This is a genomic window from Niabella yanshanensis (genome assembly GCF_034424215.1).
GTDB classification, from domain to species: domain Bacteria; phylum Bacteroidota; class Bacteroidia; order Chitinophagales; family Chitinophagaceae; genus Niabella; species Niabella yanshanensis.
In genome coordinates this window covers 4,658,442-4,669,547 of record NZ_CP139960.1, presented here as the reverse complement: position 1 = coordinate 4,669,547, position 11,106 = coordinate 4,658,442, and the positions used below count along the sequence as shown (strand labels likewise).

General features: G+C 43.6%; 11 protein-coding genes. 6 read left to right on the top strand and 5 right to left on the bottom strand.

Annotated elements, in window-relative coordinates; all coding sequences use genetic code 11:
• Positions 1-3 precede the first annotated feature (3 nt).
• From U0035_RS19435 to U0035_RS19425, 3 genes are all read left to right on the top strand, one after another.
• Positions 4-1,293 (top strand): efflux RND transporter periplasmic adaptor subunit, encoded by a 1,290-nt coding sequence (locus U0035_RS19435; protein ID WP_114790603.1) that lies wholly within the window; start codon positions 4-6, stop codon positions 1,291-1,293.
• Between the two features lie 95 nt (positions 1,294-1,388).
• Entirely contained in the window at positions 1,389-1,514 is a 126-nt protein-coding gene (locus U0035_RS19430) for a hypothetical protein (RefSeq protein ID WP_262510848.1), read from the top strand.
• Positions 1,515-1,715: 201 nt separating this feature from the next.
• A complete protein-coding gene (locus tag U0035_RS19425) occupies positions 1,716-1,940 on the top strand; it encodes a hypothetical protein (protein ID WP_245957693.1) in 225 nt (74 codons plus the stop codon).
• Between the two features lie 112 nt (positions 1,941-2,052).
• On the opposite strand, the gene U0035_RS19420 is transcribed toward U0035_RS19425, so the two are convergent.
• Both U0035_RS19420 and U0035_RS19415 read right to left on the bottom strand, forming a co-directional pair.
• Positions 2,053-2,676, bottom strand: a complete 624-nt coding sequence (locus tag U0035_RS19420) for a hypothetical protein (RefSeq protein ID WP_114790602.1) — start codon at positions 2,674-2,676, stop codon at positions 2,053-2,055.
• A 20-nt stretch (positions 2,677-2,696) separates the two neighbouring features.
• A complete protein-coding gene (locus U0035_RS19415; RefSeq protein ID WP_162817833.1) occupies positions 2,697-2,867 on the bottom strand; it encodes a hypothetical protein in 171 nt (56 codons plus the stop codon).
• 184 nt (positions 2,868-3,051) lie between these two features.
• Between U0035_RS19415 and U0035_RS19410 the strand changes: the two genes are divergently transcribed.
• From U0035_RS19410 to U0035_RS19400, 3 genes are read left to right on the top strand one after another with little or no spacing between them, the layout of a single operon-like run.
• Complete coding sequence (locus U0035_RS19410) at positions 3,052-5,550, top strand: mechanosensitive ion channel family protein (protein ID WP_114790601.1); 2,499 nt, start codon at positions 3,052-3,054, stop codon at positions 5,548-5,550.
• A 37-nt stretch (positions 5,551-5,587) separates the two neighbouring features.
• Complete coding sequence (locus tag U0035_RS19405; RefSeq protein ID WP_162817832.1) at positions 5,588-6,604, top strand: DUF4421 family protein; 1,017 nt, start codon at positions 5,588-5,590, stop codon at positions 6,602-6,604.
• A gap of 6 nt (positions 6,605-6,610) precedes the next feature.
• On the top strand, positions 6,611-7,063 hold the full coding sequence (locus U0035_RS19400) for an NUDIX hydrolase (protein ID WP_114790599.1): 453 nt from the start codon (positions 6,611-6,613) through the stop codon (positions 7,061-7,063).
• 61 nt (positions 7,064-7,124) lie between these two features.
• Here U0035_RS19400 and U0035_RS19395 read toward each other — a convergent pair whose 3' ends face one another.
• From U0035_RS19395 to U0035_RS19385, 3 genes are all read right to left on the bottom strand, one after another.
• Complete coding sequence (locus U0035_RS19395; protein WP_114790598.1) at positions 7,125-7,325, bottom strand: CsbD family protein; 201 nt, start codon at positions 7,323-7,325, stop codon at positions 7,125-7,127.
• Positions 7,326-7,454: 129 nt separating this feature from the next.
• Positions 7,455-9,371 carry a sensor histidine kinase gene (locus U0035_RS19390; protein WP_114790597.1) on the bottom strand — a complete coding sequence of 639 codons (1,917 nt, stop codon included), beginning with the start codon at positions 9,369-9,371 and terminating at the stop codon, positions 7,455-7,457.
• A 295-nt stretch (positions 9,372-9,666) separates the two neighbouring features.
• A complete protein-coding gene (locus U0035_RS19385) occupies positions 9,667-11,037 on the bottom strand; it encodes a glycoside hydrolase family 27 protein (RefSeq protein WP_114790596.1) in 1,371 nt (456 codons plus the stop codon).
• Positions 11,038-11,106 lie beyond the last annotated feature (69 nt).

The window sequence follows — 11,106 nt, the reverse complement described above, 5'->3', positions numbered from 1 at the left end:
GCAATGAAGATCATCCATATATTTATAACAAGTATTCTTGTCATCGCTTCTTTTACCAGCTGCAGCAATAAAGAGCAAAGCGACCAGAGGTCGCCAGAAGCAAAAGAACAAGCAACCAGTGTTCAAGCAGAACATGACGAAGGTGGTTCATCTTCCATAGCCACTATCACTGCAGAGCAAATGAAGGCTGTAGGAATAATATTAGGTAATTTTGAAAACAAAAACCTGACCGCAACCATTAAAGCCAACGGTGCATTGCGGGTGCCCAATAATAATAAGGCCAATGCTACCTCACTTTACGGAGGCGTCATCAAAACTCTTAGGGTACAAATGGGCGACCATGTAAGCAAGGGTCAGGTGATTGCTACTATCGAAAATCCACAGTTTATACAACTGCAGGAAGAGTACCTTACCATCGACAGCCGGATCGTGCTGGCCGGGCAGGAAATGCAGCGACAAAAGGAGTTGAATGAAGGTAATGCCGGCGCCCTGAAGAACCTCCAGAACGCCACTGCCGAGCTTAACGCCCTACGAACCCGCAAAGCATCCCTGTACCGGCAGATCCAGTTAATGGGGATAATCCCTTCTTCCGTAAGTGCTTCCAATCTAAGATCTGCATTAGTAGTTACCAGCCCGGTTAATGGTACCGTTAGTGCTGAATTTGCAAAAATCGGCAGCTATGTAGATGTATCATCTCCGGTAGTTGAAGTCGTTAACAACAGCCTGCTTCACCTGGATCTGCAGGTTTTCGAAAAAGACCTTCCGCATATTAAAATAGGCCAGTCAGTCAACTTTACGCTAACGAATAATCCAACCAATACTTATACAGCAAAAGTCTTCAATATCGGATCTTCGTTCGAAAATGAAAGTAAAACCGTTGCGGTTCACTGCACGGTAACAGGTAATAAAACCGGGCTGATAGATGGCATGAATATTACCGGCATGATAAGCATTGACAATGTGCCTGCTACTACGGTACCTAATGACGCTATTGTGGAAGCTGACGGAAAAAATTACATATTCATCCAAACAGACAAAGTGCCGGAAGCCCCGGCTCAGGAAGAAGACGGGCATGAACATGAGGCCGGCGGGGATCATGCGCCAAAAGAAAAACTAAAAACCCGTGGCGCCACAATGAATTTCGAAAAAGTAGAGATCGTTAAAGGTGTGTCTGAACTAGGCTATACAGCGGTAACACCCGTAAAGGAAATCTCAGCCAACGCGAAGCTGGTTACAAAAGGCGCCTTCTTTATTAACGCTAAGCTGGCGAATGCCGGAGGGCACGAACATTAAAACAAGAATGATGAACTGTGTTACTCCCCATCACAATCCCCTACTTACCCGCCGCCCCGAGCGGCTCTATTAACAACAATTAAAAGATTATTGCTATGAAACCTCAGCATCAATACAATGCGCAGGGCCAGCAGATTTGCTGTACACAGGAACAAAAAGTATATACAAAGGCCGGCGCTAAAGAACTGATCAATGGGAAAACACCGAAGCCTGGCAATTAGGTATCGACAATGCTTTTGGAGACCTGCTGCCTGAAGACAAAGTCAATAAGGCTAAAGAGATCAAAACCCGGAAAGAAACAGTAGCTTTTACAGGAGACGGGGTAAATGACGCGCCTGTAGTGACATTAAGCGATGCAGGTATTGCTATGGGCGGATTTGGCAGCGACGCTACCATTGAAACAGCCGATATCGTAATACAGGGTGACAAACCGGGTAAAAATTCCCATTGGCATTAATATTGGCAGGCAGACCAAAAAGATCGTCTGGCAAAATATCACATTGGCGTTTGTGGTCAAAGGCATTGTACTCATCTTGGGCGCGGGCCGACTGGCCACTATATGGGAAGCCGTTTTTGCGGATGTAGGGGCTGCATTACTGGCCATTCTAAACGCGGTAAGAATACAGCGGATGCGTTTTGAGTCATAAACCAGGATATATATTTTCTGCGATCCCGGCGGATATGTAACCATCCGCCCGTCGGATCATCATGTATACTTTTCTGCAGCATCAAAATGTGTAAGCATAATTGCAATGGAGGCTATTTCTTATACAGCGGGCAACGCTTTAACAAGTATTGCAAGGGGCTATCATAAGCTCCTTCATTTTGTACCAGCAAGGCCTTGCGCTGCTCGTTGAAGATCGCATTATTCTTATCGGTGTAAATATTCAAGGTTACCGATGTTTCATAATTACTTCTGTTCACAGTACTTCCATATTCATAAGAACTGTGCTTTTTATCGTCCTTGTCACCTTTACTGTCATTGCTGTAACTCGAAGTGGTAGTATTGGAGGCCAGGTTTTGGGTAATGGTGCCATCTACAACAAATTCTACACCCAGCACATTACATATTTCTTCCATGGTATAACCTGTAATATTGGCGCGGCTGATCCCTGCTTTAGCCAGCAATGCATTCGTGGTTCGGGGATCTATAACAGATAATCCGCCAGCATGCTTGCTTAACAACATGTAGGTATCGTTCTGCGCTTTCAGACTCATTTCATCGCTGGCAGACTGGCTGTTTTTGATATAGGCAAATGGAAGAATAGCTACTTTGTTGTGGTGCTCCTGCAGCCCGCTGACTGAAGCGCCCGGGCCTGTGTTCTTTTCGGATGACAGCGCAGGTTTATTAAAAAACTCTACCCGACCGCTCGCGTAAATCACTTTTAAAATATCCTGCTTTTTTATTTTGTAGGTGAGCGTCTCACCTTATCACCTATTTCCAACACTTTGCCTTGTAATTCATCTCCGTTTATTTTCAATACCAGATCGCTTTTGGGTTTCTGGGCATTTTGAGAGATACAAATCAGTGAAGAAAACAGAAAGGCGCCGAGCATCAACAGGATTTTTTTCATAACTTATTTGGTTTAGAGTGGTATGATAAACCGAAGATACAAAATCCCTGCCTCCTTAAGAATACAGTCTGCAAAATATCTTGATGCATCGAAGTATACAATCAAATTCAATATTTAGTTCGATATAATTTGTTAGTTATACATCTTGGAGCTACATTTATAAATCTAAACCGCCACCTGTTTTTTGAAAAAAGCCCTATCATATCGTCAAGCCAAATTAATACTGAACCTTCTTTTCGCCCAGATCCTGCTGCTAATAGTTGTAGATGCGTTGGGACAGGCTACAGATACAGTCCGGAAGGATTCGGTGATTTCTGTTACAGATAGCAATTCTATTGTAGAAAAAGCAAGGAGATTTGGTGAAATGGAAATCCGGCAGAGCCTTTTTGAATTCCGGCAGGACCTGGCAGCTACGCGACGAAAAGAAATCTTAGAAGCTATCAAAAATGAAACATTTAATGCAAAAGACTTTGTAAAGAACGGGATTGACACGGCAGGGCTTTCCAGGGAGTTGCGACAGATTACCGACTGGTACCAGGTAAGCCTTGATGGCATTCTTATTAATCCGGGTACTGCGCAAACTTACAGGAACCTGGTCACATCTGATATACTGGTCAATGAACTGAAACAAAGGCTTAACACCAGAAAGCTAAAACTGGATGCCTACACCAAACAATTATTACATTACAGGAATAAGATCGATTCTTTCGCAACAGACAGTGCTCTTTTTATCACCCCGGCCGACTCGATGGGCGCCGTTCAATATTTTTCTGAACTGCTTGTAGCTGCCAGGGTTATCGCTCCTGCCGACAGTATTGTAAAGCAAGCTATTAACAATGTACAGCTTACCCAACAGCAGGTAAATTCAATGGTCAACGTATTGTCAACTACATCAGACAATATTGAAAATTATCAAAGGGATCTGGCCGCCACTACTTTCAAAAGGGACTTTTCCAACCTGGGCGATTCCATTCATTTTAAACGATCTCTTAAAGAAATAATTACTATATCTGCCTTAAAGGGAGAGCTTGCGCTGCTTTTTTATGCAGGAAATAATATAGGCAAGATCATTATTTTATTCATCTTGATCTTTATGTCTTATATTTTTATCCGCTCCCTCAGGAACCGGTTGGCAGAAGATGGCCGGTTGTCCGGCGATATGACCGGGCAACTGGTGTTCCGCTACCCGTTTCTTTCTGCAATGCTTATTGTGATCAGTATTTTCCAGTTCATTTTTATACTACCTCCTTTTATATTCAATCTCCTTTTATGGTTAAGCTCGGGCATTTCGTTAACCATTATCTTCCGCGGCTTTATCACGCGTTACTGGTGGATCGTATGGCTAACCGTTTTCGTCTTTTTCATTATCGCATCCGGAATTAACCTGGTACTGCAGGCATCCCGGCCGGAAAGATGGATCATGCTGGCCGTATCGCTGTCCTGTTTTTTTGCCATGCTGATTATTTTTATTACCGGTAAAAAGAAGGAGCTAAAGGAAAAATGGATTATTTACTTTATAGGGCTGGCAGTACTCCTGGAGATGGGAGCTGCCATAGCCAATATTTATGGCAGGTATAACCTTTCCAAAATGTTGCTCACTACCGGCATCTTCAATATTGTAACCGGAATATCATTTGCCTGGACCATCCGGCTGATTAATGAAGGATTGCTATATGCCAATGAGCTTTATAAAACACCCGAACGCAACCTGTTCTACCTTAATTTTAAACAGGTTGGCACTACCGCCCCTACGCTCTTCAAGGCCTTTTTTATTATAGGCTGGGTCATATTGCTCGGAAGAAACTTTTACGCTTTCAACCGGATAACGGATCCCGTTATCCATTTTATGGCCAAAACCCGAACCTTAGGTGCCTACTCATTTACTATTACCCATATTGCTACTTTTTTTGGAATACTGATTATTGCTACCGTTGTATCTAAAGTAGTGTCTTTTTTTGCAGCTGATAAGCATGATGACGAAGGTAAACGGGTAAGAGGTATCGGAAGCTGGTTATTATTAGTACGCATCGCCATTATCAGCGCAGGTATATTCCTAGCATTTGCAGCGGCAGGCATCCCCCTGGATAAGATCACTATCATAGTTGGCGCCCTAAGCGTGGGCATTGGATTTGGCTTACAAACGCTGATCAATAACCTGGTGAGCGGTTTAATCATTTCATTCGAAAAACCGGTTAACGTTGGAGATATTGTAGAGATCAGGGGCCGAACCGGGACTATGAAGTCTATTGGCTTCAGAAGCAGTATTATGACCACGTCAGATGGAGCCGAAGTAGTAATTCCAAACGGAGATCTTTTAAATGAGCACCTGGTAAACTGGACATTGAACGATGCAACGCGCAGAGTAGATATTATGATAAGTGTGGCTTATGGTACCGATCTGGAAAAAATAAAACCGCTGGTGTTGAGCATTGTTTCTAAAGACAAGAGAATAGCCCACTTCCCTGCTCCTGTTGTGCTGGTGAAAGATTTCGCAGGAAGTTCTATTGACTTCCTGATTCATTTCTGGGCAACCGATATACGGGAGTGGTCGCAGATCAAAAGCGATGTATTGATACAGATCGAAAAAGCTTTCAATACCAACAATATTACCATACCGCTTCCGGCGCAGGACATTTATATGCATGCTGAAACTAAAACAAGTGACAGTTCTGAGGTTAAATAAAAAAAGCATTACTGCACTTAAACTCCTGTTCATTCTTGTGGCAACATGCCTGTCAGGTGAAAGCACGGCCCAAAGCAAAAATGTTCACCCATCCAAAATTGAGCGTACAGATTCTTTATTTACTATAAAACTGACTCAAAACAGCGATGTAGAAAGACTTGCTGTACTAAATGGCACAAACGACATAAAACTGGCGGCTAATGCTGCAGGCAACAATCGCCTAAGCTTCAGCTACCGATATCTCTCTTTTGGCTTCAATATTGCGCCTCACCTCTTTACTGCTAAAAACACAATGGCCACAATGGGGAAGACAACCATAAGAGGATTTAATGCAGGTTTCAATTTCAGGCACTGGCAACAATCCTTTTCTTACAACCGTACCAAAGGATATTACCTCGAAAACACAGCAGATTATCGCACCGGCTGGACACGAGGGCAAGCTTATATTCAGTTTCCCGACCTTGTGTTGAAGCAATACCAGGGGGCAACTGCTTACAATTTCAATCCTCAATTTTCAGTAAACTCATTAGTGACGCATGCTGAACGGCAAGTAAAAAGTGCAGGCAGCTTCATACCTGTTTTTAATTACCGCTACTATATAAGTGATGATCAATCGCCATTTACTGCCGGCTCCGTCAGACAAAAATCTAAAACCCTGGAGCTATTAGCGGGGCCAGCCTATTACTATACTTTTGTTTATTTAAAGTCATTCTATGCGTCGGCGGGCCTGAGTTTGCAAGCCGGCTTTGCACATACTCTTACCGAAAACAACACAATTGACGGGACAATAAAAGCCCATCAAAATAACCCCGTTTTCAGGCTGGGTGGCAGCATTGGCCTGGGCTATAATGGGAAGCGCTTTTTCTCAGCCATATACCTTCGCACTATTGAAACGGCCTTCCGTCAGCAACGCACTACTGTGGTTACAGAAGACAATAGAACTACAGGCCATATTTCTATAGGATATCGCCTGAATGCGCCCTCTTCTATGAAAAAAGCTGTGGTTCGTATGGATCAAAAATTGTTGTATCTTAAAAGCAGGATCAAAAACTGATAGCACATGAAAATGAGCGCAGGCATACTATTGTTTAAAATACAAAAAGATGAATACTATTTTTTCCTGGTACATCCGGGTGGTCCTTTCTGGAAAAATAAAGACGCGGGAGCCTGGTCGATACCCAAAGGTGAAATAGAAGCACATGAAGATGCACTGGAACGGGCAAGAACAGAGTTTAAGGAAGAGACCGGTAAAGAAATTGACGGCGATTTTATTTCACTTACTCCTGTTCGACAAAAAAGCGGAAAGTGGGTGCAAGCCTGGGCTGTGAAAGGAGATATTGTAACCGGTGATTGCACCAGTAACCTTTTTAGCTTAGAATGGCCACCCCGCTCGGGCAAACACATACAGGTTCCGGAGGTGGACCGATGGGCGTGGTTTTCGCAGGAGGAGGCACAGCAAAAAATCAATCCGGCACAGTTACCCTTTCTCCAGGAACTAATAAACAGGCAATAAAATTTATAAAAATACCCCTGCTTTTGAGGGGTATCGATGTAGAAAAAAATCAAACTCACGACTAATCAAATTTCAGATCGTCGATAAACCGGTTAATGTCTTCTTTTGTTTCACCGGTCCGCTTTTGAATGCGACCAATCACCTCGTCTTCCTGTCCTTCTTCATATAAGAGGTCATCATCTGTGAGATCGGCCCATTTCTGTTTCAGATTCCCTTTCACAAGGTTCCAATTTCCTTTTACCTGGTCTGTAAATTTACTCATCGTTATAAATTTTATAGGTTAATAAAATCCGTTTATCACGGAGACTTTACCACTTTATGCCAAGTACTGTACCATAAAAGCTATAGCCCGGGCTTTTAACACTTTTTTCATGAACCTTTCCAGGAGTTCCTATGTAACTATTTCTTTTCTAATCGGGAGGGTAAACGAAAAAGCTGCGCCCCGGCCATATTCGCTTTGCACGCCCAGCTCACCGCCGTGCTTTTGGATGATCTGGGCCGTAATATATAGCCCCAATCCCATACCCTGGTAAGTGCTCATCACTTTGGTTCCGCTGCGGAAGAATTTTTCAAAAATCTTTTCCTGATCTGCTGTAGCAATACCAGGTCCCTCATCCTGCACCGTAACCCTCACAGCGTTATCTTCCAGTTCGGAGGATACTGTAATAGTAGTATGAGCCGGCGCATACTTAACTGAGTTCGACAAAAGATTGGTCATTACCTGCGCCAGACGCTCGCGGTCGCCCGGTATTTCCGGAAGCTTTCCTAAGTGACAAACAAACTGGTGACCGGTAGTTCGTTTAATTTCGTCTACCCGTTCAAGCAATAAACTGTTCATATCTACATTTTCAGATGCCAGCTGCAACTGCCCCTCCGATATCCGGCTGGTATCCAGCAGATGCCTGATCAATGTTGTAAGGCGGTCTATTTGCTGATTTAAACGAGAAAGCAGGTAGCTGTTCTGCTTATCGCCTAATTGCTCCATACTTTCTTTAACGATCTCAGCATAGGCTTTCATACTGGTAACCGGGGTTTTCAATTCGTGACTGGCAATACCAATAAAATCATCTTTCAGCCGAAGCAGTTCCTTTAACTGCTGTTCACTTTCGCGCAAAGCAGTTTCAGCCGCTTTACGTTGGGTAATATCAATTACAACGGCCACTACTGACTTTATTTCTCCCAACTGATCAAAGATACCGGCTACACTTACATTCGCCCAGAACTCGGAGCCATCTTTACGAAACATGCGTTTCTCCGACTCAAAGGATCTGCCTTCAGCTATGAGTTTACCAAACTTTTGCACAGTAGCTTCCCTGAATTCGGGAACCGTGATATCCAGTACATTGACGCCAATTCCTTCATTTTTCGAGAGCCCGAAAAGTTGAGAAGCTTTTTCATTTAAGAAAGTGATATGACCATCAAGATCGGCGCCAAAAATCCCTACGCTTGTCTGGCTTACAATTGCCCTGTTATGCTCTTCGCTCTTTCGTAACGCCTCCCCAGACACTTTTTGCGCAGTAATATCGGTAAACAACACCGCTACCTTCCGCTCCGCCGGGTTTCCCACCCTGAAAGCATATAAATTAAACGTTCGCTGTAAAGCATCAGACTGCTGTTCAAAACGTATACTCTCCCCGGTTTCTGCCACCCTTCCGTAAATATCAAACCAAACCTGTTCGATCCCGGGCGTTACTTCCAGGATCGTTTTCCCCGTTGCATTGACGATTCCATTATGCCGTTCAAATGCAGGGTTCACTTCCAGAAAGCGCCAGTTATTGCAAAACCCCTGCCTGTTATATAGCATCTGGATGATACAATAACCTTCATCCATATTATGGAATAAGGTACGGTACTTGTCGATTGTTTGTTGTTCAGTCCCTCCGGTATCCCTTTGGTCTGTATCCCCCTCTGGCCGGCTTACTTTTTCGACAGTCACCAGTACCTGGCTAACCTTTCCCTTCTCATCTGTTTTTAAAATTCTCTTGCTGGCACGAAGGAGTACCCAGCTACCTGAATGATCGAGGTGCCGGTAATACACAAATTGATCATATAACTCTTTAATATCTTTTGCGTTGTTATAAAAATCCCTGATCGCGGGATAGTCTTCCGGATGATACAATAAAAAACTCTCAGTGGAAGACATAGAAGCCAACTCCTGTTCGCTAAACCCAAGCGATATGCGTATGTCATAATTGTTATAAACAATTTTTCTGGATGGAATACAGATAACATAGGTGGCGATCAGCAGGTCCTTGCCAGCCTCTGCAAAAGGTGGACATGGATCATTTCCTGTTGGGATATCAGGCATATTAAAGGCGGTTTTAGGGCTTTTGCTTCCAGAGCGATCTTACATTTTCCTGGTATAAGGCAAATGTCATGCCTCAATAAGATAAACCAGGACAAGTTTTCATTAATGATACAAACGATCTTATAATCGAATCACTTATACTCAAAAACGGGAAAAATCCCGTTTTTTTCAATACCCTCTTATAATTTCTTTGTGCAGCCCCCCTAAGCCCTAGCCTGGTTTGAACAGATTTACCTGTTCTTACCGGGCTTTTTAACAGGCCCCGACTGGTAAGATTTATGCCGGTAGGATTTATCTAGCGAACGGCCGTAAATTTATATAAGCCTGAAGCATGAGGCAGCAGTTCCTGTTTAAAATTTCCCGAAATCACTCCCAGTTTTTTTCCCGTCCACAGGTTTACTATTTTAGCCTTAGCATCAAAGCCTAAATCAGCTAATAACACATTAAGTTCAGCAGGCTCTTTACCATCCCCAACATTGAATAAGGCCAGGTACACCTCTCCCGTCTTAGGATGCCGCGATGTGATTGCGACTTTTCCTTCAACCTGGAACAGCTGCCTTACACCGGTAGCTTCCCTGTGCATTTTCAGCACCTCTTTATTGCTAAGTAAGGATAAAGTAAAAGTATCGTTACTTGGGAGATCTCCGCCAAACATCAATGGCGATTTAAAAATGGTAAACAAGGTCATCAAACTATACTGTTCATCTTTTGTAAGGCGCGTCATGCGATCATTACCACGTTCACCCCTGATAGAGATACGTCCCAAAGGTATCATGTCGCAATCAGGCCAGCCTCCCGGTTGTATATAAGGGTACCAACCCTGCGCTACTTTTATTAAATGGGTCATATCCTTCCACACATCCCATACGTCATCTACCATGCGCCACATATTGGCATGGGCTTGTACATGCGCAGCATTTTCAACAGGTGTTTCACCGGGAGAAGTGCTTAATACGATTGGGCGGCCGGTTTGATCGATCGCCTTCCGGATCAGTTCTATTTCACGCTGGTGATAAGGCCGGGACAGATCATCGATCTTGATAAAATCAACACCCCAGGACGCGTATAGGTCCATGATCGAATTATAATACTCCTGTGCACCCGGTTTATCAGCCAGTATCGTATAGTTGTCTTTAAGCCATTTACATTGCAGCTCGGTGGTATATACCTGGTCAGCCGTTATATTAGCTGTACCTTTTACAGGCAACTTCTTGTCTACGGCCTCTTTAGGAATACCGCGCATAATATGAATACCAAACTTCAACCCTTTTTTATGGATATATTCAGCCAGCTCTTTGAAACCCTTACCTCCTGCGGCTGAAGGGAAACGATTGACTGCGGGCTGATAACGGCCATACTCATCCAGTACATAACGCGGATTGGTTTGGTTGTATCCACCGGCTTTATCGTTTTCTACAAACCAGCGAATGTCTACCACTATATATTCCCAACCATAAGCCTTAAGATATTTGGCCATATAATCTGCATTTGCTTTCACTTCATGCTCCTCAACGGTAGGACCATAACAATCCCAACTGTTCCACCCCATGGGAGGTGTTTGCGCCCATTGTTTAAACTTTTGCGACCAGGCAGACTGTGTAGTCTGCACCAAGAACAACACTGCTGCTATTATCAGCAGCTTCCATGTAAAATGGCTCCTGTTCATATGTTCTGTATATTTTTAGTATTAAATTACTTTTTGTTGGTTGTTCCCGGCCCGGCCACTGAAATCAGA

What these genes read in the sequence shown, in the direction of transcription:
- U0035_RS19435 (WP_114790603.1), top strand. Translation starts at nt 4, where the DNA reads ATGAAGATCATCCATATATTTATAACAAGTATTCTTGTCATCGCTTCT.
- U0035_RS19430 (WP_262510848.1), top strand. Translation starts at nt 1,389, where the DNA reads ATGAAACCTCAGCATCAATACAATGCGCAGGGCCAGCAGATTTGCTGT.
- U0035_RS19415 (WP_162817833.1), bottom strand. Translation starts at nt 2,867, where the DNA reads ATGAAAAAAATCCTGTTGATGCTCGGCGCCTTTCTGTTTTCTTCACTG.
- U0035_RS19400 (WP_114790599.1), top strand. Translation starts at nt 6,611, where the DNA reads ATGAAAATGAGCGCAGGCATACTATTGTTTAAAATACAAAAAGATGAA.
- U0035_RS19395 (WP_114790598.1), bottom strand. Translation starts at nt 7,325, where the DNA reads ATGAGTAAATTTACAGACCAGGTAAAAGGAAATTGGAACCTTGTGAAA.
- U0035_RS19390 (WP_114790597.1), bottom strand. Translation starts at nt 9,371, where the DNA reads ATGCCTGATATCCCAACAGGAAATGATCCATGTCCACCTTTTGCAGAG.
- U0035_RS19385 (WP_114790596.1), bottom strand. Translation starts at nt 11,037, where the DNA reads ATGAACAGGAGCCATTTTACATGGAAGCTGCTGATAATAGCAGCAGTG.